20 protein-coding genes are annotated in these 24,309 nt (G+C 55.1%); 10 read left to right on the top strand and 10 right to left on the bottom strand.

Annotation, left to right across the window (positions count from 1 at the left end; genetic code table 11):
- Positions 1-14 precede the first annotated feature (14 nt).
- Positions 15-383, top strand: coding sequence for a DoxX family protein (locus tag LAO76_03205; protein MBZ5489922.1), 369 nt, complete (start codon positions 15-17; stop codon positions 381-383).
- A gap of 5 nt (positions 384-388) precedes the next feature.
- Here the strand turns inward: LAO76_03205 and LAO76_03200 are convergent, their stop codons facing one another.
- On the bottom strand, positions 389-1,501 hold the full coding sequence (locus tag LAO76_03200) for a pyridoxal phosphate-dependent aminotransferase (protein ID MBZ5489921.1): 1,113 nt from the start codon (positions 1,499-1,501) through the stop codon (positions 389-391).
- The gene (locus LAO76_03195; protein MBZ5489920.1) at positions 1,498-2,886 is read right to left on the bottom strand and encodes an amino acid permease; all 1,389 of its coding nucleotides are present in this window, start codon (positions 2,884-2,886) and stop codon (positions 1,498-1,500) included. The genes LAO76_03200 and LAO76_03195 overlap by 4 nt, the downstream gene beginning before the upstream one ends.
- Positions 2,887-2,942: 56 nt before the next feature.
- Here LAO76_03195 and LAO76_03190 point away from each other — a divergent pair, with 56 nt between their 5' ends.
- A complete protein-coding gene (locus LAO76_03190; protein ID MBZ5489919.1) occupies positions 2,943-3,539 on the top strand; it encodes a hypothetical protein in 597 nt (198 codons plus the stop codon).
- Between the two features lie 13 nt (positions 3,540-3,552).
- On the opposite strand, the gene LAO76_03185 is transcribed toward LAO76_03190, so the two are convergent.
- On the bottom strand, positions 3,553-4,887 hold the full coding sequence (locus LAO76_03185; GenBank protein ID MBZ5489918.1) for an NUDIX hydrolase: 1,335 nt from the start codon (positions 4,885-4,887) through the stop codon (positions 3,553-3,555).
- 56 nt (positions 4,888-4,943) lie between these two features.
- Entirely contained in the window at positions 4,944-5,471 is a 528-nt protein-coding gene (locus tag LAO76_03180) for a hypothetical protein (GenBank protein MBZ5489917.1), read from the bottom strand.
- Positions 5,472-5,950: 479 nt separating this feature from the next.
- Between LAO76_03180 and LAO76_03175 the strand changes: the two genes are divergently transcribed.
- The gene (locus LAO76_03175) at positions 5,951-7,042 is read left to right on the top strand and encodes a hypothetical protein (GenBank protein MBZ5489916.1); all 1,092 of its coding nucleotides are present in this window, start codon (positions 5,951-5,953) and stop codon (positions 7,040-7,042) included.
- A gap of 99 nt (positions 7,043-7,141) precedes the next feature.
- Here LAO76_03175 and LAO76_03170 read toward each other — a convergent pair whose 3' ends face one another.
- Genes LAO76_03170 through LAO76_03150 form a run of 5 tightly spaced genes read right to left on the bottom strand, consistent with a single transcriptional unit; the run spans position 7,142 to position 11,809 of the window.
- Positions 7,142-7,912: an ABC transporter ATP-binding protein gene (locus LAO76_03170; GenBank protein ID MBZ5489915.1), complete on the bottom strand. Its 771-nt coding sequence runs from the start codon at positions 7,910-7,912 to the stop codon at positions 7,142-7,144.
- Positions 7,899-8,639, bottom strand: a complete 741-nt coding sequence (locus LAO76_03165) for an ABC transporter ATP-binding protein (GenBank protein ID MBZ5489914.1) — start codon at positions 8,637-8,639, stop codon at positions 7,899-7,901. The genes LAO76_03170 and LAO76_03165 overlap by 14 nt, the downstream gene beginning before the upstream one ends.
- Positions 8,572-9,588, bottom strand: coding sequence for a branched-chain amino acid ABC transporter permease (locus tag LAO76_03160; protein MBZ5489913.1), 1,017 nt, complete (start codon positions 9,586-9,588; stop codon positions 8,572-8,574). The genes LAO76_03165 and LAO76_03160 overlap by 68 nt, the downstream gene beginning before the upstream one ends.
- Positions 9,585-10,517 (bottom strand): branched-chain amino acid ABC transporter permease, encoded by a 933-nt coding sequence (locus LAO76_03155; GenBank protein MBZ5489912.1) that lies wholly within the window; start codon positions 10,515-10,517, stop codon positions 9,585-9,587. The genes LAO76_03160 and LAO76_03155 overlap by 4 nt, the downstream gene beginning before the upstream one ends.
- 26 nt (positions 10,518-10,543) lie before the next feature.
- Entirely contained in the window at positions 10,544-11,809 is a 1,266-nt protein-coding gene (locus LAO76_03150; protein MBZ5489911.1) for an amino acid ABC transporter substrate-binding protein, read from the bottom strand.
- A gap of 475 nt (positions 11,810-12,284) precedes the next feature.
- Between LAO76_03150 and LAO76_03145 the strand changes: the two genes are divergently transcribed.
- The 7 genes from LAO76_03145 to LAO76_03115 all read left to right on the top strand — a co-directional run bounded on the left by LAO76_03145 (position 12,285) and on the right by LAO76_03115 (position 22,827).
- Complete coding sequence (locus LAO76_03145; GenBank protein MBZ5489910.1) at positions 12,285-13,790, top strand: MHS family MFS transporter; 1,506 nt, start codon at positions 12,285-12,287, stop codon at positions 13,788-13,790.
- Between the two features lie 159 nt (positions 13,791-13,949).
- Positions 13,950-16,064, top strand: coding sequence for an acetate--CoA ligase (gene acs / locus LAO76_03140; GenBank protein MBZ5489909.1), 2,115 nt, complete (start codon positions 13,950-13,952; stop codon positions 16,062-16,064).
- 74 nt (positions 16,065-16,138) lie between these two features.
- A complete protein-coding gene (locus LAO76_03135; GenBank protein MBZ5489908.1) occupies positions 16,139-17,482 on the top strand; it encodes an extracellular solute-binding protein in 1,344 nt (447 codons plus the stop codon).
- A 125-nt stretch (positions 17,483-17,607) separates the two neighbouring features.
- Positions 17,608-18,648 (top strand): ATP-binding cassette domain-containing protein, encoded by a 1,041-nt coding sequence (locus tag LAO76_03130; protein ID MBZ5489907.1) that lies wholly within the window; start codon positions 17,608-17,610, stop codon positions 18,646-18,648.
- Positions 18,649-18,722: 74 nt separating this feature from the next.
- Positions 18,723-19,589, top strand: coding sequence for a sugar ABC transporter permease (locus LAO76_03125; GenBank protein ID MBZ5489906.1), 867 nt, complete (start codon positions 18,723-18,725; stop codon positions 19,587-19,589).
- Positions 19,590-20,011: 422 nt separating this feature from the next.
- Complete coding sequence (locus tag LAO76_03120) at positions 20,012-20,818, top strand: carbohydrate ABC transporter permease (GenBank protein ID MBZ5489905.1); 807 nt, start codon at positions 20,012-20,014, stop codon at positions 20,816-20,818.
- 272 nt (positions 20,819-21,090) lie between these two features.
- A complete protein-coding gene (locus LAO76_03115) occupies positions 21,091-22,827 on the top strand; it encodes an L-lactate permease (protein ID MBZ5489904.1) in 1,737 nt (578 codons plus the stop codon).
- Positions 22,828-22,908: 81 nt separating this feature from the next.
- Here LAO76_03115 and LAO76_03110 read toward each other — a convergent pair whose 3' ends face one another.
- Positions 22,909-24,234 (bottom strand): M23 family metallopeptidase, encoded by a 1,326-nt coding sequence (locus tag LAO76_03110; GenBank protein ID MBZ5489903.1) that lies wholly within the window; start codon positions 24,232-24,234, stop codon positions 22,909-22,911.
- Positions 24,235-24,309 lie beyond the last annotated feature (75 nt).

The following is a 24,309-nucleotide window of genomic DNA, read 5'->3' as shown; positions in this document are numbered from 1 at the left end:
ACTAAAGGAGTGCGATGAACGCTCTCAAGAAATTTGAACCAACTGCATACGCCACGCTACGAATCGTGTTTGGATTCCTGTTTGCCTGCCACGGAGCAAGCAAAGTGCTTACCGTGTTTGGCGGCCACAGACCCAATGATGTCCTGGGCTGGACCGGCGCTGGGATTGAGTTGGTATGCGGACTGCTCATCCTGATTGGATTACTTACACCGCTGGCTGCTTTCCTGGCCAGCGGCGAAATGGCGGTCGCTTATTTTATGGTGCACCAGCCAAGAGGTTTTCCCCCGCTGAAAAATGGCGGCGAGCTGGCAGTGATCTATTGCTTTGTCGCGCTGTTTATCGCCTGCTGCGGCGCTGGCAAATGGGGAGTGGACAAAGGCTGAGCTTACTAGGCGCTGACTTGTAAGGACGCGCGGTAGCTGTTCAGACCTCGCTCTAATTGCGGCAAGGCTGCCTGAACAGATTCAGTGGGTATACCGACGCCCATTCTGAACCGGTTTGGATCCTCAAAGAAGCTGCCGGGAACCACGCTGGTTTCAAAATCGTTGCGCAGTAACTGGCAAAGGGAATCAACATTCCCATTTTTCAGGCGAGGGAAGACAACGGTCCCGTATTCCGGCCAGAAGTAATCCAGATCGTCGCGCTTGAGCAGGAAGCTATGCAAGAGTCGACGGTTAGTATCGAGCATGGATTTCATTTCGGCGGCGATTTGTGGAAGTTTTTGCAGAGCGATGACGCTGAGCAGCTCAGCGGGATGAGCAAATGTTGCGCCGTGCAGATCATTGATGCGGAACATGCGCCGGGCAAGTTCTGGTGAAGCCAGCACCCAACCGCAGCGCAGCCCGCTTAGTCCGTAGGCTTTGGTGAGGCTGTTGGTAACGATGAAGCGCTCAGGATTGATATGGAATGAGCTGGCAGGCGATGATTCAAACAACATCTCGCGGTAAACCTCGTCCACCAGAACGCGCGCGCCGACTTTGGCAGCAAGGTTTCCAATTTCGCGCAGCGTGTCGTCGAGGACAAGAGAGCCGGTTGGATTGTGAAGGTTGCAGATGACGATCAGGCGCGTGCGCGGAGTGAGATTGCGTTCCAAGTCGGCCGGATCGATGGCGAAATGATTTTCTGCGCGGCGCGGGAATCGCTTGATCGCAAGACCCAGATATTTTGCGGTGCTGAGAATCAGTTCGTAGGTGGGCTGCTCGACCAGGATTTCATCGCCGGGCTCAGTGGTGGCGGCCAGCGCAAGGTAATTTGCCAATGACGTTCCCACGGCGCTGACCACGCATTCCTGGGCTATACGATATCGGCGCGCGATCGCCTGAAGCAGCGGCTCGTATCCATAGATCGAGGGGCCGTTGATTTCCAACTGGTCAATGGTCACGCCAAGTTTCGCTAAGAGAAAGTTGGCCACGCCGCTGGTGGCAAGATTGAATTTTGCCGCTGAATGCAGTTTGGCCCAATCCATGTAAGGAGAATGGGCTGTGCTTCTGGAATATGTCATGCGCGTAAGGTCCGTCTCCAAATGTAATACATGGGGACACCGGCTACCAGAATTGCCACGCCGATCAATGTATTTTCTGGGTACGTGTACAGCGTATTGCCGACTACGGCCAGGCAAACCGCGCAGAAGAGCACAGTGGTGAAGGGATGTCCGGGCATGGAAAATGCTGATCGCGCTGGATTGCGTTGGCGAAGAATGAAGAGAGAGCCGGCGGTAAGCGCCCAGAAAAGTACGTCCATGGAGGTGACGTAATTCAGGATCTTGTCATAGCTGCCGGTCAGCAGGATCACCATGGTCCAGACGCTTTGTATTGCGATGGCCACCACCGGCGCTTGAGTTCGTGGATGGATCCACGCCAGCTGTCGAAAGAAGAGCCGGTCATTGGCCATGGCAAAGTAAACGCGCGGCGCGGTCAAAACGCTCTGGCTGAGAAATCCCAGAGTGGAAATTGCGATAGCGAGCGCGATGATGGTTGCGCCGCGTTGTCCCAGCGCCAACCGCATAACAGCAGAGGCCGGCGCGGGCGTGTTCGCCAGAGTAAACACTCCGAGCGCGTGCACGCAGACATAATTGACTGAAACGTAGAGGAGCGCAACCGCAATCACGCCCATGATCAAAGCGCGAGGCAGATCACGACGCGGGTCTTTCATTTCCGCCGAGGCAAAAGTGGCTGTGTGCCATCCGCCAAAGGCAAAGACCACCGGGACCATGGCCGCTCCAAAGGACGAGAACAATCCACCAGAAACGGGCTGGTCCAGAACAGGTTTCCATTGGACATGCCCATGGACCAGGAAAGCTCCGGCAAATACGAGCAAAGCAATGGCCGCAATCTTCAGGATCATGAGCCCGCTCTGGACCGTTCCGCCCGCGCGCACGCCCATGCAGTTGATTACCGTGAGCAGAGCTAGCGCGACGAAGGCAATTTGCCATTCACCGGCGTGCCATCCGGTGAGTTCGAGAAAGTAACGCGAGAAGGTTACTGTTACGGCGGCCATTCCGCCGGTCTGGATCACCAGCAGCAACACCCAGCCATAGAGAAATGAGACCAGAGGATGATAGGCATCGCGCAAATAAGCATATTGGCCGCCGGCGGTGGGCATGCGGTCCGCAAGTTCCGCCCAGATGAAGCCTCCCAGGAGCGCAATGCAGCCGCCCACCAGCCATGCGCCCAGAACTAAAGCCGCCGTGTGAACGCGCTGGGCGACGACATATGGATTCATGAAGATTCCCGTGCCAATGATGCCGCCCATCACCAGCATGGTGGCGTCGAACAAGCCGAGCCGGCGAGCCAGAGATTGTGCCGAACCCGAGTTGGCCTGAGGAGTGGGTGAGTTCAATTTGTCCGAGACCCGAACGAATCTTAAGCGAGGCGAACGGGAAAGCATAGCAAAACTGCCAATCGATTCATTTACAATCTGGAATTTATTATGGAGGCCTTTTTATGAAGAAGATTTTCTGCTTCGCCGCATTGGCACTCTTCCTTCTTTCCGTTTCGTGTGGCAGTTCTTCGTCAAAGACCGGAGGAGCCAGCGCAACAACGCCGACACCAGCGGCATCGGCATCTTCCGGCAGTAGTGACGTTCAGCCCCAATCGCCCAAGGCTGAAATTGATCCATGCTCTCTGTTCAGCCCGGCGGACGCGCAGACAATCACCGGCGTGCCCATGAAACTCTCGCCAGGGCACGGCGACATTGTCTGCATGTATGAGGAAACATCGCCCAAGCCGAACATGGATACTGCGCGCATTTCTTTGATGGTGAACGTTGCCAGATCCATGGATGAAGAAGATAAGGAATGGAAAAATACGAAAGACATACGGCGGCTTAAACCCGGAGAGAAGAACATCACCAAGCTGAGTGGGATCGGCGACGAAGCCTGGTTCGATGGAAGCGCTGAGAAGGGCAAGGTCAGTATAGGCGGAATTCTGGCACGCAAGGGAAAAGCAGATTTTGCGTTGCAATCCGCGGTGCTTCAGTATCGCTCGTCGCTGGAAAAGATGAAAGAGATTGCGCGCCGCATCGCTGGCCAGTTGCCGTAATCGTGGCTCTGCGTTAGGCGATTTTGCGCTTGCGTCCACCACCTACACGGGCGAGCAGGCGCTGTCCCAGGCAGCCGAAAAGAAAAGCCAGGCCCATCACGGCGCTGATGTGGCGGTCGCCGGAGTGGAATGTGATGGAAGGCATGTATTCATAAATAGCGTAGCCGCACAGTCCCGCGAGCGCGCCAAACAGAACTGGCGCAAGAGTGATAAATAAATTGGAAGCCGCGGCCTCGTTTCGTCCGGCAATCAGCGAATGTGCCGAGCAAACCGCAGAACCGAGCAGGCCGAAGAACAGCACGGCGGCAACCATTGGCATGCGTCCGGGAAGGAAGATGAAAGGAGCTGCCGCCACCGCCACTAATCCACAGACGATCAAGAGCATGCGAAGGCGGTAGCCAATGATCCGGGTTTTGACGTGGCGGTCGCTGAAATCTTCATTACGTAGGGCAATGGCATCGGCCACGTTCTCGGCGCTAAGCTGATCTTCAGGACCGGAGAGTAATCCCTCCATGGCTGCGGCGCGCCAGGAGTTGATTTTCAGAGATTCCTCGCGCAGAACATGCGCGCGATTGGCAAGCTCGATCTGGTTCATTCCAAAGACGGCGTAACGCTGCGCCGCATGCAAGCCGAACCAACCGCCTTCAATGTCGTCGCTTTCAAGGCAGCGCAATACGTTATTGAGCTGTTCATGCGCTGCGATAGCCCAATAGTTATCAGGGCGCAAGCTGCGGCGCTCAAGGAATCCAAGTTCCACGCGGAAAGCTTCGCATTCACGCAGCAAACGCGAATGCGCATGGTGGGTCTCCACGGAGAGGTTCTTGGCGATCTCGGGCCTTGTGGCCGCTACATGGCTCGCCGCTGTTGCAACATGGCTTTGCGCGGGCACAGCAGTCGCGGCTGGTATTTCTGATTGTTTCGGAATGCTTCCCACGCGAGAGAGCAGCGCTTTTTCCTGAGCATGGGTCAACCGTTCAATGGCGGCGGGAACCGGGAGCCACAGCGCTTCACCAATTTGCTCATTGTTCCTGCTACCTTTTTCTTCCACCAGCGTCATTTTCCAGAACAGCACGACCTTGGGCACGCCATTATCTGAATAGCTGATCGTACCCAGATAGTTGCCGATGCGGCAGGAGCAGCCGGTTTCATCCTCCACTTCGCGCATGGCCGCTTCCTGAAAGGACTCGCCATCTTTCACTTTGCCGCGGGGAAGCGTCCAATCCTGATGGCGCTTGCGGTAAACCACCATCACTTCATCGCCACGAGGAGTACTGCGCTGCAGAATGCCGCCGGCGGCTTTGATAACCGGCGGATCTACCGGAGCAATCGGAGCAATCGATGTCGCCATAGTTTGAGAGAAATTCTAATTTTGGATTGTAACCCGTATCAGCAGAAATGAAAGAGTCATTTTTGCTGAAGAATGTCTGCACCTAGCCGTTGTTCTTGGATAGAAGTCGTGTTCAGTGCGGCGGCGATGTCATATTCCTGATAGCCGCGCAAAATCTTTCCCGGCGGCGCCGGCCGAAGAACATAAACATACGGACGGGGCGGCCCAGCATGCTCTTCGCTTTCTATCTCAAACCACTGACCATCAATGCCAATAGTGACGCTGGAGTTCCATCCGGTCTTCGGAGTAGCAGAAGAAATCCGTATCCGGTTGTCCGGAAGCCGTTCCACGGCATCTGCCACAGCCGGACCGGTACGACGCTGACTGACGGATCGCGACATTGAGTCAGATATTTTGAAGCAAAGAAAAACCAGCAGGCTGGGGACAATCTCAGCGGAAACGAGGCTGCCAATAAAACGGAGAGCACCTTCCAGCGCAACGTACAGAAGAAAGAATGACAGCGGATGAAATAGGAATTCGAGCACAACAAGAACAGTGACGACGGCTTCTCCCGTCGAATTCACGGCACCCATGTGCGGAGCCATTTGTTGCGATCGTGCAATTAAATGATGCTTGAACTGAGCGCTTAGAACTAGCGCCATTAGAAGAAACTGCGCAGCCCCGCTCCACATTGCAGCGCGCTGGACTGTGAGCTGGGAACTGGGCCGCCAGGTCTGGCGTACCTTCGCCGGACAAAATGAAAGCAGAAAATCCCGCAAGATGCTCAGCATGGGTGTTGGTGGTATGGAGAGTACATCTGGCCCAAGGCTTTCACAAGCAAATTGCTTCCCGAACTTTCAGCCGCTTAAACCAAAGATTTACCTCTGCATAGCGCGCGCGGGGTTGCCTAGTCCTTTGGGATTAAGTTTGGCTTAGCCTATTTGTAAAAAAACCGTGAACCGCGAGCCAACTAGAGAGAGCAGAGCTGAGTCAAAGCCTTCTGAGAGGTGCGGTTCCCTTGAGACGAGCATTTTTGTTTTTTTTCAGCCCTCTACTTCTGGCCCTAACAATTGGATGCGGTGGTGTGAAAGGTTCGTCGCCTTCACCTACTCCAAGTCCTGTGAACCAAGCGGTGGCAATCAAGAACGTTGTCGTAGTAATCATGCAGAACCGTTCATTCGATAATCTTTTCGGCACTTTCCCGGGCGCCAACGGGATCAAGGCCGGAGTTCCGGGCTTCACGCAGACAACTTCCACCGGAGCCACAGTTACGCCACAACTGCTGACGAGCACCTCCACCCCCGACCTGCCGCATGCCCGCAGTGATTTTCTGCGTGTCTGGGACATGGGAGCAATGGACAAATTCGCGTTTTATAACGGCGTGACTTCCATGGGACATTATGACAACACGAGTCCCGGAGTGGGCACGCTATGGAGTTGGGCCCAGCAATTTGCACTGGCTGATAATTTCTTTCCGTCAGTCATGGGCGATGCACCCTCCAACCAGCTTTACCTCGTAGCGGCGGACGACAATAATGATCCGAGTACGCTTCAGCCGTTCTTTCCGCCATGTAACACTCAGGTAAAAGCCAGCGCGGGCTATACCTTCCAGCATGTGGGAGATCAATTGGCAGCCAAAGGCCTCACATGGAGTTGGTACGCGGAAGACTTGAACAATTGCAGTTTTTATGTGCCTCAGGAGAACCCGTTCCAGTTCTTCACTGACTCGCATAGTTCGCCAAATATAAAAGATTTTTCCACTTTCGCCACCGACCTAGGTTCGGGACATCTGCCCGCCGTTTCATACATACAGCCTGCCCCGGCTCATAGCATGCATCCCGGCAGCGGTCCTGTGACGAATGGCATCACCTGGCTTGACGGGTTCATTAAGCAGATACAGGCAAGCCCGGTCTGGGCGAATACAGCGATCATCGTGATTTGGGATACGAGCGGCGGGTGGTGGGACCACGTGCCTCCACCTCAGGTGGATGCTCAGGGCTTTGGACCAAGGGTTCCGATGCTGGTCATTTCTCCATTCGCCAAGAAAAATTACATCTCACACGTGCAGATGGATGATGTTTCTATACTGCGCTTCATCCAGGCCACCTTTGGGCTGGCGCCTTTAAATGCAAGAAACCAGTTAGGCAGCGACATCAACGACATGTTCCAATTTTGATTGGCTGTTGCGGCAACTTTTGTGAGCGGAAAGGAAAGGGCTGCGCAAAGTCTGCGCGGCCCTGAACTTTCGGTGGTGGCTGCTGATCCCAAGAGCGGACTAGGCGGAGGGAGTTTCCTCCGCGATGCCGAGGTAGGCGCGGCGTACGAATTCATTGTTCATCAGCATTTCCGTCGGACCTTCCAATGTAATGCGGCCGGTTTCCATGACATAGCCGTAATGTGAAATTTGCAGAGTGTAATTCACGTTTTGCCCCACCAGAAGAATCGTGACGCCCTGGTGCGCAATGTTGGTGATGAATTCAAAAATCTCGTCGACAAGTTTGGGCGCTAATCCCAGCGAAGGCTCATCGAGCATGAGTAGTTGCGGCTCTGACATCAGACCGCGCCCGATGGCGCACATCTGCTGTTCGCCTCCGGAAAGCGTGCCGGCCATCTGGTGGCGGCGTTCTTTCAGCCGGGGAAAAAGTCCGTAGATCCGCTCAAGACCAGGATGCGCTTTGGGGCGGAACTGGCGGAGGAAACATCCCATCAGGAGATTTTCTTCTACGGACATTCCAGGCCAAAGCTGGCGGCCTTCAGGCACCAGGCTGATGTGGCGGCGGACTCGATCACGAGGAGAAAGAGAAGTAATGTCATCGCCATTGAGCAGCAGCCGGCCCTTTTTTGTTCGAAGCATGCCGGCAACGGTATTCAGGGAAGTCGTCTTCCCAGCGCCATTGGATCCAATGATGCATGTAACCTTGCCCTTGGCCACTGAAAATGAAACGCCCCACAGTACCTGGGTCGTGCCATAGCTTACTTCAAGGCCTTCGGCCACCAGGAGCTGGTCGCTTTGTTTTACGTCAGTCTGCGGCTCAGCCACGCGCATTTTCCCCGAAATCGGTTTTTCCCAGATAAGCTTCAATTACTGAGGGATCGTTCTGAATGTCTTCCGGCTTGCCCTCGGCCAGCTTGCGGCCAAAATTCAGCACGGTGATGCGATCGCAAACGGACATGATCGCTTTCATGTCATGCTCCACATACATAATCGTGGTGCCGCTTTCGCGTAAGCGTTGAATTAAGCCCATCATGGCGCGGGTTTCTGCGCCGGTAAGGCCACCGCAAATCTCATCCAGCAATAACAGTTCAGGCATTGTGGCCAGCGCTCGCGCAACTTCCAGCCGCTTTTGTTCTCCCAGGGAGATTGCGGACGCAAGGATATGCGCCTTATGGTCAAGCCCAACCAGTTTCAAGGTTTCCATGGCGCGTTCTTTGGCGATGGAAGTTCGCGTTACCGCAAGGCGGCCATAGTGCACGGCCAACTGCACATTTTCAAGGACTGTCATCGCTTTGAACGGACGGACCACCTGATGGGTCCGCGCCACGCCCTTTTTCACTAGGGAAGCTGCGTCCATGCCGGTGACATCTTTGCCGTGAAAATGTATCTGGCCGCCGGAGGGACGGACCGCGCCGGTAATCAGGCTGAAAAGCGTTGTCTTGCCCGCTCCATTGGGGCCGATGAAACCACATATCTGCTTTTCCGGGATATCAAAGCTCACGTCCTTCAACGCCGCCACGCCCCCAAAGTACTTGGTCAGCGCCTGGACTTCCAGAATCTTCACTTTTTCTCCTCAACAGCCGGAAAAGACGCCGCAAGAGACCCAGCAGGCCATCAGGCTCCAGCAAGATGATCACTATTAATAGTGAACCATAAATCAGCAGGTGAAGATTGGGAAATTTCACTGATATCTGCTCTTCAACCATGCCGTATATTACGCCGCCCAGCACCGGCCCCCAGACGGTGCCAATGCCGCCAATCACCGGCATGAGCAGAATAGAAATGCCGGTCGAGAAAGCGAAGACGTCTCCGGGATAAAAGAATGCTGCGCGCCGAGCGTAGATGCCACCAGCAATGCCGGTTAGCCCTGCGGCAATCGCATGGACCCAAAGCTTGGTTGTGTACGGATTCACCCCAAGATCGGCGGCGGCATCTTCATCCTGCTTGATGGCGCGAAGCGCGAGTCCAAACTTGCTGTTGGCGATGGCCGTGGAAACCAGCACGGCCAGCGCCACTGCCGCAATCGCGGAATAATAATGCTCGTCCGGACTGAAAGGCTGGTTTTCCGTAATGCGGTAGCCGCTGGATCCTCCGGTGACATCCAGATTATTCATGATCACGCGGACAGCTTCAGTCACGCCAATGGTGGCGATGACGAAATAAGGGCCGCGCAGTCGGAACGTAGGCAGGCCAATCAGGAACGAGGCCAGCATGGCAATGGCCGCGCCGCCAATGAACCCGAAATACGGGCTGTGTCCGGCATGCATGAGCAGCGCCGTGGTGTATGCGCCCAATCCAAAGAAGACGGCAAATCCAAACGAAACCTGGCCCGCCATGCCGCCAAGCAGGTTCCAACCCAGGCTGGTGGTTGTCCATACCGCGGTGATAAACAACAACCGGATGAGATTGTCGCTGGGATTGGTTTTAGGCAGCAACAGCAGGAAAGCCAGCAACAGCCACGGCAGAATAATTTTGAGCCAGCCAAGAACCCCGGAAGGCCGCGTCATGCGGCTTTCCATTTCCGGCTGAACAGGCTGGAGAGGCCTTTCGGCAAAATCAGCAGAACCACAACCAATAACGCGAACGGGATTACCTGCTGGTAGCTTGGAGGCAGGTAATGGAAAGACCATCCGTGCCAGTAAACCGGCAGTGGCACGTTGATTCCAAACGTTTCCAGGATCGCCAGCAGGATTGCTCCCATCGCAACCCCGGAAACTGATTCCAGGCCGCCAAGGACGATGATCACAAAGGACCGCAAGAGAAAAGGCCGGCCAAAGTCGGGGCTAAATGAGAAAAGCATGCCAAGCAACCCGCCTGCAAATCCTGCGAAGGCGGCTCCCAGGCCAAAGGTAAGCCGCGCAGTTTTTTGATCGTCAACGCCGACGATCTGCGCGGCATATGGATTTTGAATCAGAGCGCGCATGGACCTGCCAAACCAGCTGCGGTGAAACACAATCTGCAGGACGGCCATGCAAAAAACTGCCGCCGCAAATACCACCAGATTTACCTTGGGAATTGAGATCTGGCCGATCTGCACAGAAGAAAGCGTGAGCGGCGTAAGAATCGATTGGTCTTCATTGCCCCATACCAGGTAAGCAATATTTTGCAGGACAAGCCAGAATCCAAACATCAGCAGGAGCGACGCGAGTGTCGGGGTATCCGACTTGGGAAGCCACCGGATCAGGAGCCAATGCACCGCCATCCCAAAAACAAAGAAAACCGGCAGGGCGATTATTGAGCCAAGAATCGGATCAACGTGGAAGCGCTGAAACATTTCCAGGGCAAAGTACGCTCCCAGCATCAGGAACCCGGCATGCGCCAGGTTCACGATTTTCATGACCCCGTAGATCACGGTCATCCCTACTGCCATCGCCGCATACACTCCGGCCAGCAGCAGGGATTTCAACAGCAGGTCGAGATACTCGACAGCATCCATGATTTGGGTTCGTCCCCGTTCCTTGCTTACTTGCTCGGCGACGGCGCCACTGGTTCACCCGTTGCTGCGTCTTTGGGGAAAACGATATCTACTTTGTTGCCAGGCTTGTTTTGCGTGATCACAAAGGGATATTCGGATTGTCCGTTGGCGCCAAACTTCAAGACCTGGCCTGGGAGCACGGAATCCTTCAGCTGCGCTTTTTTGAGAGCATCGCGGATGGCAGTCTTATCCAGCGAACCGGCGGCCGTGATTGCCTGGGCCAGTATGCGCATACCGTCATACGCCGGAGCGGCGTACCAGGAATCAACGTCATGACCGGTGAAAGCTTTGTAGTCTGTGGCAAATTTCTTGGCCTGGGGATAAGGCAGCTTGTTCGACCACCAGATACCGGCAAAGATGTAGTCGGTGCCAGCGCCCAGCGCCTGGCGGGCGTTCGCTTCAGGTCCGCGCGCTCCATAGCTAACCATTTGATGGTGCAGGCCATTCTGCAGGTATTGGCGATGCATGGTGATGTAGTCCGGCAAATGTGCGTCGGAGAGAAAGATATCCGCATGGCTGTTCTTTACTTTCTGCAATATGCCAGAAAAATCGGTGGCGCCCAGTTCAAACTTTTCATTCAGCACGATCTGGAAATAGCCCGCATGCTTATTTGACCAGTCGGTGAAGCCCTGAACGTAATCGGTGCCGTGGTCTGTGTTTTCCACCACCATGGCCACCTTCAAACCCTTTTTGAGCTTGCCCTGGTCCATCAGAGACCCCAGAAATTCAGCCGACGTGGTCCCAATCAGCGCTACCGGGCTGAGGCTTCCGAACGCGTATTGATAGCCTTTACCGAAAATGGCGGTCGCGCCCGCTCCAGTGGTGATCCACGGGGTCTTGTAACGGTCTGCCATCACGGATTCGGCGGTGCCCAGTGCTGTCGAGTAGCCGCCCAGAACGGCGACAACCCCATCTGAGCTCATGGCCCGCTCAGTCAGCGAAGCGGACTTCTTGGAGTCGGTGCCATCATCGTAAAAGACTTCTTCTACTTTGAGCTTTTTCCCTTTGCTCTTGACCATGATCCCGCCAGCGTCATTGATCTGCTTAATGGCGAGCTCAATACCTTCCTTCTGATATTGGCCAGGCTTGCTCTCGCTTCCGGTGGTGGGCAGGACCACGCCGATTTTGATAGTGTCGTCGGCGACGACGGCGCGGCTGGAGCCGGTGCAAAGCGTTACGATCCCACCCAAAGCCAACGCCAGTATTGAAGCGCGGCGGATGTTCTGGCTAAAGCAAGCTAAGGTTCCCCTCATGAATCCCTCCTCAACGCAGTATGCGGCCCAGTGTGACAGAAGGCCGGAGTTTTAGATCAGCAACATGGCTGGTAAATACAGATGGTGCATGATATTCCTGCAAGTGCTGAATCACAAGTGGGGGATGAATCCGGCTTTAGCAGGCCTCCCTGGACCATCCTCGACGCAGAGGCGTTCCGTGAACGATTCATGTTCTCCGATTCATTTCTGCTTGACATCTACGGTAATCCGACTACCCTAGGTTGCCAAATGGACTATCGAGCCCAACCTGCCGTTGGAGCAGGCTAGGGCGTTTCCCAGAGACACCAATTCTTCGGCCACGGGTACCAGAAATGGCTGAAGCCAAGCCCTGTGAGGTATTACGCAAGGCAAAGTTTGGTTTCATACGGCATTATGCTCAGTTTGATGCTTCAAAATCCGCGCAACTCAACAGGAACCAGGTCCGGCCGGCTTGGTTCTATTCCAGGAGGGCCACATGTCTAGCGCTTCTTCTACTATGCCGGTGACTTCATCGAGCCAGATTTCGACCTCAAAAATCTGGGGAGTCATCCTGGCGTCATCGGTTGGAACGATGATCGAATGGTACGACTTCTATATTTTCGGCACGCTGGCCCCATATCTGGCGCCCAAGTTTTATCCACCGGGGAACCAACTGTTTCAGTACATTGCTTATCTGGCGACGTTCGCAGTCGGCTTCATGGTCCGGCCCTTCGGCGCGCTTTTCTTTGGACGCATCGGCGACCTGGTTGGCCGCAAATACGCCTTCATTGTTACGCTCACGATCATGGGCGGCGCCACAGCACTTGTGGGCGCGCTCCCCAGCTATGCCCAGGCGGGCTGGTTTTCTCCCATTATCCTGATCGCGTTACGCGTCCTCCAGGGATTAGCGCTGGGTGGTGAATACGGCGGCGCGGCAATTTACGTGGCTGAGCATGTACCCGACAATAGACGCGGATTCTACACCAGCTTTATCCAGATCACAGCCACTTTGGGCCTGTTCGTTTCCATTGCCGTGATTCTGGGCACGCAGAGCCAGATGAGCGATCAGGCATTCAAAAACTGGGGCTGGCGTATTCCATTCCTGGCTTCGTTGATCCTGGTCCTGATTTCTTTGTATATCAGGCTTCAGATGAAGGAATCCCCCATTTTCACGCAAATCAAGAGCTCAGGCATGGCTTCAGCGGCGCCGCTGAAGGAAGCCTTCACTAGATGGCCGAATTTGAAGCAGGTCTTGATTTCGTTGTTTGGCGCCACCGCGGGTCAGGGGGTGGTGTGGTATACGGGGCAATTCTTTGCCTTGTTCTTTATGACCACCATCCTGAAAGTCCCTGCGCGTGACGCAAACATTATCGTAGCCAAGGCGCTGCTGATCGGTATGCCCTTGTTCGTCTTGTTTGGCTGGCTCTCTGACAAAATCGGACGCAAGAAGATCATTATGGCCGGGTTGCTGCTGGCGTGCCTGACCTACCGTATGCCGGGAACGAATTTTGGTATCTATCCTGCGATGCAGCGCGCTGCCGGAAACAACGTAACGCACGTGGATGCTACCAAGAATGCGGTGACAGGCGCCACGGTCCTTACGCCGCAAACCCGTGATGCGACTGGAAAAGCTGTAGCCGCTCCCGTTGCCGCTAATGCCGATAAAAACAAGCTGATGTGGCTGGTATTCCTTCAGGTGATCTTCGTGACCATGGTTTACGGGCCGATCGCGGCGTATCTGGTGGAAGCTTTCCCGGCTAAAATCCGGTATACATCTCTTTCATTGCCGTATCACATAGGCAATGGCGTGTTTGGAGGATTGGTGCCGCTTGTCTGCGTCTGGATTCCGGCTATTACCGGCAATCCATTCGACGGCCTCTATTACCCCATAGCCATCGCGGCGCTGACTTTCATCGTTGGCAGCATCATGCTCCGCGAAACCCGTAACGTCCACATCTGGCAGGAGGTCGCTGACTCAGCTTCCAGCGCTGCCCGCAAGTAAACGCATCGGCTTGCGCAGGGATGGCCCTCTAGGTGTAGGATGATCTGTTTCGGACTGGCGGGTGGCAGCCGTTGCCACCCGTCCTTGTTCGTTACGGCCCACCCCCACGGGCTGTGTGACTTTGAGCGATTCGATTGAGAAATCCAAGAGGTCCATGCCATGGCTGACGCCCGCGTAATGAAGGAAAAGGAACAAGAGACAGAGGTCAATGAGGCGCAGATCGCTGTCCATTGGAAAGAAGAGCAATACTTCCACCCAAGCTCGAAATTTATTGGGCAGGCTTATCTGACCGATCCCGCCGTTGATCAGCGCTTCAGCGAAAAGAATTTTCCCGAATGCTTCCGTGAATATGCAGACCTGTTGAGCTGGGACCAGTATTGGCACACTACGCTCGATACCAGCGATGCCCCTTTCTGGAAGTGGTATGCCGGAGGCAAGCTCAACGCCTCTTATAACTGTATTGACCGCCATCTGGAAAAATACCGGAACAAAGCGGCGTTTATCTTTGTGGGCGAGCCGGAAGATGTTCCGCCGGTCTCCATCACCTACCAGGAGCTTTACTATCGGGTCAATGAAATGGCGGCGCTCCTGCGCGATTTTGGCGGATTGAAAGCCGGAGATCGCGTCACCATCCACATGCCCGTGGTTCCTGAGCTGCCGATCACAATGCTGGCCTGCGCCCGCTTAGGCGTGATCCATTCTGTGGTTTTTGGCGGATTCAGCGGAGAGGCTTGCGGCATGCGCGCCGCAGATTCAGGCAGCAAGGTCCTGGTCACGATCGACGGCTATTACCGCAGCGGCGCCATGACTGATCACAAGGAGAAAGCCGACATCGCGGTAAAAACGGCCAAGGATGAAAAGCACACGATTGAAAAAGTCCTAGTCTGGCACCGCGAGGCGGGAAAATACGCTTCCAAAACGCCGATGGTCGAAGGCCGTGATTTTTTTGTTGAAGATGTATTGAAGAAGTATGCAGGACAAATTGTTGAGCCTGTGCCAATGCCGTCAGAAGCGCCGCTCTTCCTGATGTACACCAGCGGCACAACGGGCCGCCCCAAGGGCTGCCAGCATGGGACCGGCGGATACCTCTCTTACGTCGCTGGCACCACAAAATACATTCAGGACCTCCATCCCACTGACGTTTACTGGTGCATGGCCGATATCGGCTGGATTACGGGCCACTCTTACATCGTTTACGGACCTCTGGCGCTGGCGGCAACCTCTGTTCTCTATGAAGGCGTGCCGAACTATCCTGACGCAGGACGCCCGTGGCGCGTAGCCAAACGCTTGAACGTAAATATTTTCCATACGTCGCCGACGGCGATCCGCATGCTGCGCAAAGCAGGGCCGGACGAACCCGCAAAATATGACTACCACTTCAAGCACATGACGACTGTGGGCGAACCCATCGAACCGGAAGTGTGGAAGTGGTACCACGAAGTTGTCGGCAAGGGCGAAGCGGTGATCGTTGATACGTGGTGGCAGACAGAGACTGGCGGCTTTCTTTGCAGCACCAAACCGGCCATTGATCCTATGAAGCCGGGAAGCGCCGGGCCAGCGCTGCCGGGAATTTATCCGGTGATCTTTGATGAAGAAGGCAAGGAAGTAAAAGGCGGTTCGGGCAAGGCAGGGAACATCTGCATCCGGAATCCGTGGCCGGGAATGTTCCAGACAATTTATGGCGATCGCGACCGTTTTGTGGCGCAGTACTATCGCAAGTACAACAAAAACCCCAGGAGCAAAGACTGGCGCGACTGGCCGTACTTCGCCGGTGACGGAGCAGTGCAGGCTCCGGATGGCTACTTCAGGATTCTTGGACGCGTCGATGACGTGATCAACGTCGCCGGCCATCGCCTGGGGACCAAAGAGCTGGAGTCAGCTTGCCTCACGGTGAATGAAGTGGCTGAAGCCGCCGTAATTCCGGTGGTGGATGAAGTAAAAGGCCGCGTGCCGGAAGTCTACGTTTCACTAAAGCCTGGCCAGCACAATGCTGCCGCGGTTTCGGACGCCGTAACCAAGGCAATCGAACATCAGATCGGCAAGATCGCTCGTCCCAAAAAAGTCCACGTAGTTCCGGACATGCCGAAAACGCGCTCAGGCAAAATTATGCGTCGAGTGCTGTCGGCAATTTCGAATCAAATGGATACGGGCGACGTCACCACGCTGGCGAATCCTGATGTGGTGGAGCAAATCCGTGTGATGGTGCAGGGCAACCGTCCGGTCGTGACTAAAGATGTTCCGGAAGATGTAAAGCGTTTTGGCGAAGAGCGTTGATGAGGAAGCAGATCAGTAAAATCTAAGATCACGTTTGCGATTGCAAACAATCGCTGAAGGACTGAGGAGGCAATATGAAGGAAGAGAAGAAGGGCAAGGGTGTAAGTCGTAGAGATTTCATCAAAATTGCCGGGGCCGGCGGCGTTGCCGCTGGGGCGCTTGGGCCTGCATTCCTGTTTCCTGAGCGCGCCGCTGCGCAGCAGAAGACGCTCAAGATCCTGCAGTGGAGCCACTTTGTTCCCGCATTCGATGAGTGGTTCAATAAGAAATTCGCGGTTGAGTGGGGACAAAAGCACAACACCAATGTCGTCGTCGACAACATCAATCTGGTCGACCTGAATACCCGGGCGGCATCAGAAGCCCAGGCCAAAAAGGGACACGATCTTTTCATGTTCCTCTCACCGCCGGCGGCGTATGAAAATCAGGTCATCGACATGACCCACGTGTATCAGGAAGTGGAAAAGAAGCATGGCAAGAAGATCGATCTGGCGCACAAGTCAACTTACAATCCGAAGACCAAGAAGTATTACGCATTCTCAGATTCCTATGCGCCTGATCCGGGCAACTGGAGAAAGGACTTGTGGGAGCAGGTAGGTTTCCCAAACGGCCCGGACACATACGACGATTTGCGCAAGGGCGCGAAAGCAATCAAGGACAAAATGGGAAACCCCTGCGGGTTGGGGCTCTCACAGGAGTTGGATACCAGCATGGCCATGCGGGCTCTGCTGTGGTCTTTTGGCGGCGCAGAGCAGGATGAAGCCGGCAATGTGACCATCAACTCCAAAAACACAATAGAAGCCCTCAAGTTCATGAAGGCGCTCTACCAAGAGTCGGAAACCCCGGAAGTCTTTACCTGGACTCCACCTTCAAACAATCAGGCCATGCTGGCGGGAAAGGTCTCTTATGTGGCGAATGCCATCTCCATCACTCGCCAGGCGGAGAGAGAACACCAGCCCATCGACAAGAACATTATGATCAGCCATGCGTTGAAAGGCCCAGTGCGCCGGATCGCCGCCGAGCACGTGATGGATTGCTACGTGATCTGGGAGTTCGCCGAGAACAAGGAAGGCGCGCAGCAATTCCTGATCGACTACATTGATGCGTTCCACGATGGTTTTGTCGCTGGGCAGTTCTATAACTTCCCCTGCTTCCCCAGCACGGTTCCCAAGCTGAAACAAGAGATAGCCAGTGACCCGCGGGCGACGCCAAACAACAAGTACGCGGTGCTGGGCGATGTGCTGGATTGGGCGACCAATGTGGGCTATCCCGGATATTGTTCTGCTGCTATTGACCAGGCGTTCAAGAGTTGGACAATCCCAACGATGTTTGCCACAGTCGCGCAGGGCAAGGCAACTCCCGAGGACGCAGCCAAAACCGCGGAAGCCGAGTACAAGCGCATCTTTGAACGCTTCAAATAAACTGGCGGTTCATCGCTAACGCGATTGACATCTGCCTAAGGGCCCGCGATTCCGCAACCGAATCGCCACACGCTGAGACTGCTAGTGGGTCAGTTTTTCAAAACTGGCCCACTACCGAGGACTGAATGGCCGTCGTTGAAACCCGGAAACTGACCAAGGTATTTAAAGAAGGAGAGCTCGGAGCTGTAAATGAAGTAGATCTGGAGACTCGCGAAGGCGAGTTTCTGGTTTTTCTGGGACCTTCAGGTTCCGGGAAAACCACGCTCTTGCGGATGATCGCCGGCCTGGAATCCCCCACGGCTGGCGAAATCCTTATCGGCGGAAAAGTGGTGAATGACTTGACGCCACGCGAGCGCCGCATAGCCATGGTCTTCCAGAGCTACGCGCTCTATCCACATCTCACCGTTTACAACAACATTGTTTTTCCGCTGAAAGCGCAAAAAGTTCCAAAGAACCTTCACAAAGAGAAAGTGGAATGGGCGGCTTCACTGTTGGGAATCGGCGGGCTGCTGCAACGCAAACCGCGCGAACTCTCTGGCGGTGAACGCCAGCGCGTAGCCCTGGCGCGCGCCATTGTCCGTGAGCCCGCGGTCTTTCTGCTGGATGAACCCCTTTCCAATCTCGACGCCAAGTTACGTCTCTCAGCCCGCGAAGAACTGGAACGCTTCCATCGCCGCGTTGGCACCACAACGATCTATGTGACCCATGACCAGGTGGAAGCTATGGCGATGGGTGACCGTGTGATGGTGCTCAACAAAGGAGTAGTGCGGCAACTCGGAACGCCAAAGGAAGTTTATGACGATCCCGCCGATACTTTTGTGGCGACCTTTTTGGGATCGCCGCCCATGAACCTGATGGAGATGGACGGAATGATTGTGGGCTTTCGGCCTGAGCACTTCCGAGTAACAGAGGACGTGAAGGACAGCGCCAAAGTTACGTTCAAGTTCCGCGTGGAGAACGTGGAATATCTGGGTGCGGAGTTCATCCTTGCCGGCTTTCTCGAGGGCGGCAAAATGGACGGCAAGAAAGTGATTGCGCGCTTGCTGCTGGGACACAGTTTTGAGATTGGCACGACATACGATTTTGCCGTGGCGGAACGTCACCTGAAGTTTTTTGATCGCACAACCGAAAAGAAGATTACCCCGAGGAACGTCGCATGGCAGTAGGCGCTGTTGCAAAACCCGGCAAAGGAAAGTTCAAGTCCGCGGGCGCGGCCAAGAGCCCATTGCTCGGTATTGCCATGTTCAGTCCTGCCCTCTTGTACATCGTGCTGCTGATCGGGTTACCGTTTCTCCTGGCCATTTTTTATGCCTTCAGTGATGCCCGCATCGGCACGGACATGGACCTGGCGCACTTCTGGAGGCATCTGGTCGGGTTGGAGAATTTTCGGAGCATCCTTCAAAGCCCCAGTTTTAAGGCGGCGCTCAAAAACTCAATTATCTTCACCGTTGCCGCGCAGGTCATTGTGATGGTCTGTGCGAACATTCTTTCCATTGCGCTGGAAAAACCTTTCCGCGGACGCGGGCTGGTCCGCTTTTTGATCCTGTTGCCGTGGGTAGCGCCGGTATCGCTTGGAACGATCGGTTGGAAATGGATTCTTGATTCCATTTACAGCGTGATCACCTGGGCGCTGGTCTCGCTGGGATTTGTCAATAAATATTCTCCGCCAATGTGGCTCGGCCAAGAAGGACTGGCCATCACGTCAGTCATCCTGGTGCATTGCTGGCGGCTGATTCCGTTTTCAACCGTGATCCTGCTGGCCGGCAGAAGCGCCATACCCAAGGAGATTCCGGAAGCGGCGTCGATTGACGGCGCAGGATTCTGGCGCACGCTGTTTCAAATCAACCTGCCCATGATGACGCCAATCCTCGGTGTGGCGGTGCTTTTTGGCACCATCTTCACCTTTACGGATCTGGCGGTAGTCAATCTTCTGACCAACGGCGGCCCCTACGATTCAACGCAGACTCTGCCCAACCTGGCGTTTACGCAGGGCATTCAGGGCAGCGACCTGGCGGCGGGAGCGGCAATTTCCGTCTTCCTGGTGCCGGTGCTGGTTGTGATTGCATATTTCATGTTGCGCGTGGCTAACCGGGCGGAGGTGGTGTGATGGCGACCGCAGCCAAACTCAGCGCGACCACAGCCGGGGCCAAAAGGCCATTAGGGATTAGTGCCATCAGTGCGCTGTTACTGGCTGGGGCTGCGGCTCTGCTGGGACTAACGCTGTTGCATCACGCAGGGGGACTCACAGGAATTTTCAGACTGGTGGCCGTGCTGGTGATGGTGCTGATCGCCCTGGGGCTTTGGAAGCTGCACAATGCGGCCCGCACATTTCTGTTCTTCTTGTGTGCCGCTGATGTCATCGGCTGTCTGCTGGCGCTGTTTTTGTATGCATTGCGCCAGGCGCATTACCAACTGGCCGTGTTCCTCGTGGTCCAGATGGGTATTTCGGCAGCTCTCATCTGGTATTTGCGATCGGAGAGCGTAACGCGAGCATTTGAAAATCAGAATCCGTGGCCCACCACGGTAAAGATGCTGGTGCTCACGGTGTTCACCGTCCTGCTGGCCTTTCCGTTCTACTGGATGGTGATTGCCACCTTCAAGCAAAACATTGATTTGTACGGAATGGAAAACAATCCATTCATCTTCAATCTTCCGCCGACCCTCGACAATCTGCGCTTGCTCTTTACCCAGACGCGCTTCCTGCGCTGGCTGGAGAACACGGCGCTGGTGGGCATGATCGTGGTGGTGATTACGCTCTTGCTGGCTGTCCCTGCGGCCTATGCGTTGGCCCGGCTCACCGGCAGATGGGGAGAGCGGTTGGGCATTGGGATTTTTCTTACCTACCTTGTGCCGCCGACTCTGCTGTTTATTCCGCTTTCCCGCGTGGTGGCGTCACTTGGCCTGCAAGACACCATATGGTCGTTGGTGCTTGTCTATCCCAGCGTGACCGTGCCGTTCTCCATTTGGCTCCTGATGGGCTTCTTCAAGTCGATCCCGCGTGAGCTGGAAGATGCGGCCATGGTCGACGGGCTGACTCGGTTTGGCGCCTTCATCAAGATGGTGGTGCCGATCTCGCTTTCCGGCATTCTGACCGTGGTGATTTTTACGTTTACGCTGGTTACGCAGGAATATGTCTATGCTCTGACCTTTATTTCGCCGGAATCGCAGCAGATGGTCGGCGTGGGCATCCCAATCTTTTTGGTGCGCGGCGACGTCTATTTCTGGGGATCACTGATGGCGGCTTGCCTGATTGCCAGCCTGCCGATTGCATTTATCTATAACTTATTCCTGGATAGGTTCATCGCCGGGTTTACCGTTGGGGCCGTCAAGGGCTGACATAATCCACTCTCGACCGTGCGTACGCTCATAGAGTTTCTAAAAGATGCGTGTCTCCGACCCCTGCTCTTGATTGGGCATTTGAACGATTTTTTATAAGGATTTCCCCTCGGAAGCCGCCCCAGATCACACAAAATACTTGACAGATCATCTCTCAGGGCTGAAAGTTATGGCGCACTTTTACGCCTCATTTCGTCTGCACGTGGCCCGGGGTCGGGGTGCGATAGCTTCTTAAGTTGGGCCAACGGAAGTTCTCAATTCAGGAGAAACTGATGCCGACTTGGACACAAATTTACGATCCTTTTGGACACTGGTGGCTTTCCGCTCTGGTGGCTGCCCTCCCGATTGTTGTGCTGTTCACCATGATGGCGGGCTTTCGCGTTAAGCCGCACTGGGCTGCTCTTTCCGGGGCGGGGACGGCGGTCCTGGTTGCCTGCCTGGCCTTTCACATGCCGATTTCGCTGGCCGCTGGCAGCTTCCTCTTTGGTGTTTCTACAGGATTGCTGAACATCGTCTGGATTGTGGTGGCGGCCGTTTACCTGTATGACATTGCCGTCAGCACGGGCGATTTCGAGATCATGAAATCGTCTGTGGCCGGAATTACCGCCGACCGCCGCTTGCAATTGCTTCTGGTGGCTTTCTGCTTTGGCGCGTTCATTGAAGGTTGCGCGGGATTCGGCTCTCCGGTGGCGATTGCCGGAGCCTTCATGATCGGGCTGGGATTCAAGCCGTTCCACGCCGCGGCGCTCAACCTGATTGCCAATACGGCGCCCGTGGCATGGGGCGCAATCGGAACACCAGTGCACATGCTGGCTACTGTGACGGCAATGCCGGAAGCCGATATGAATGCGATGATCGGCCGCATTCTGCCCATCACAGCAGTGATTGTGCCCTTCTGGCTGGTTCGCGCGATGGTTTCATGGAAAGAAACGTTCGAAGTTTTCCCGGCTATTGCAGTTGTAGGAATTTCCTTTGCGTCGATGCAGTATTTCTGGTCGAACCACATGGATAGCAACCTGGTTGACATCACCGCTGGCCTGTTTTCGCTGCTCTGCACAGTCGTGTTCCTGCTCTTCTGGAAGCCCAAAAAGATCTGGCGCTTTGAGGACGAGGGAGGCCACATAGCCGTCACCCCGGCAGGGAAGAGCGTTCCGAGCGTTTCCGGCGGCTCAGGACCGGAGGTTCACTCCTATTCTTTTGGACAGACCTTTAAAGCCTGGCTGCCATTCCTGATTCTGTCCGTCTTCGTGTTCCTTTGGGGCTACAAGCCGGTTAAAGTCATGCTGAATAAGACCACGCCTGCCTGGACAACGCCCGATGGCAAGCCCCGCGGCGGATGGGATACCCCAATCCACAATAAGATTTCACGAGCGCAACCGGTCGTGGCCAAGCCTACGCCTGAAGGCGCGCGATTCCCGTTCATTTGGCTCTCTGCCACCGGCACGGGCTGCTTCCTGGCGGCGATCATTGGCGGCCTGATTCGGGGCGTAAGCCTTGGGAAGCTGATGACAATCTTTGGACATACGCTTTTCCGCATGCGGTGGGCGGTGATAGCCATCTCCGCGATGCTTGGTCTGGGATTTGTTACAAGATACTCAGGGAGTGACGCTGTCTTGGGCCTGGCATTCACTCATACAGGATGGTTCTACCCCTTCTTCGGGACATTCCTGGGCTGGCTTGGTGTGGCGCTCACCGGAAGCGATACTTCTTCCAATGCGTTGTTCGGCAGCTTACAGAAGATCACGGCCCAGCAAATTGGCCTGGATCCCGTGCTGATGACGGCGGCAAACAGCGCCGGCGGCGTGATGGGCAAGATGGTGGATGCGCAATCCATTTGCGTGGCCACGGCTGCTACTAACCAGGTGGGCAATGAAGGCTTTATCTTCCGCTTTGTTGTCTGGCACTCGATTGCCCTGGGAGCGATTGTGGGCGTGATCGTTATGATCTATGCCTACGTGCCCTGGGCAAAGGCGCTGGTACCGCACGGAGTGAAACTGCTTTCGCAATAGCAAAGCGCATATCTTAAACGAAAGCACCGCCGGAAATGGCGGTGCTTTTGTTGTTTAAAAAAGAAGTGAGAAGACTGCCCGCTAGTTATTGAATCCCGGCAAATCCACTCGCTTGGCGATGTGGTCTTTGATCCAGTGGGCGTCCCACCATTCTTTGGGATCAATCTGGATGCCCTCAAGCTGCATGCTGAAATGGATGTGGTCGCCTCCGGCCATGCCGGTCATGCCGCTTTTGCCCATGATCTGGCCGCGTTTCACCATGTCGCCTTCATGCACGTCGATCTGGCTCAGGTGGCCGTAAATCGACTGCAATCCATAACCGTGGTCCACCACAATGCAGTTGCCGTAAATGCCCAGCGGCGCGGCATAGACCACGCGCCCGTCATTCGTGGCTTCCACGCCGACGTGCTGCGTGATGGAAAGATCGTAGCCCAGGTGGACCTGCTGGTCGATCTTCTTGCCCTGGTAAATATAGTTGCGCACGTCGGCAAAGTTTGCTTCCACCTTGGAATTGGATTGCTGCCTGAACGGCTGCGACCATAGAAAATGGTCCGCGGTCTTGAGGCGCAGATCGGCAAGAGTCTTGTTATTGGCGCGGCGCATTTCACTATTGATCTTCACAAAGCGTTCTATCGGATCGCCTGACCCGCCGGGATCGAGCTCATTCACTACCTTCTGGACGAACTTGTCGTCCAGTTGCAGATCGCGCACGCGATACTTTGGCTGTTCGTTCTTTGGGAATTGATAAACCATCTGTCCGGTGACTTCATTGCCGGCGGGATCGGTGGCATAAACCAACGGAGGCGTGCTCAGGGGCATGTTCCAGGCAAAAGCGAAGAGTGAGAACAATCCGGGCTTGCCGCCGGGCATGGGCCAGCTGCGGAACTTCTCGTCACCCACGCGCACGCCGGACTCACTGGCATATCCGGAAACATTGAACGTCACCAAATCAGCCATGCCCAGATAAAGATAGTGCTGGTCTGAATCCACGCTGACAGAGGGCGGGCGCGTTACGACCGTGACTTCTCGCTCGCTGCGGACCGTCTTGCCACGAAAGTCATTCGAGGTGGCTTCCACGATCAGGCGAGCTTTGCCGTCCTTGAGCTGCGGCGTGGTCTTTGCGCCAGCGTTGAAAGTATATGTCGCGTCCGCGACTCCGCCTTTCCAGTGCAGACGGTGCGAAGGCTGCTCCATGTCCCACACTTTGTAGCTGGAGCCATTCTGCTCCACCGTTGCCACGGCGCTACGAATGCCATGAGGATCGCTAACGTTGATGGTAATTGGCGTGGATTGCCCCAGGGCCATAAGCGACGGCGGCAGCGTTACCACTGGTGTGGCAGACATAAAGAACAATGCCATAATCGGCACAAGGACCAACAAGCAGAGGATGAGAAAGAAAGTACGCATGATGGAAATTTCAGAATAGCACGAAGAGAAACGCAGAGAAGAATCGCTAAGGCATTTACTTTAAGGTGATGCTGG

The sequence above is a fragment of the Terriglobia bacterium genome, assembly GCA_020072645.1.
Classification (GTDB): domain Bacteria; phylum Acidobacteriota; class Terriglobia; order Terriglobales; family Acidobacteriaceae; genus Angelobacter.
Note: the sequence above shows the minus strand (reverse complement) of the source record. Positions and strands in the feature narration are given on the sequence as shown.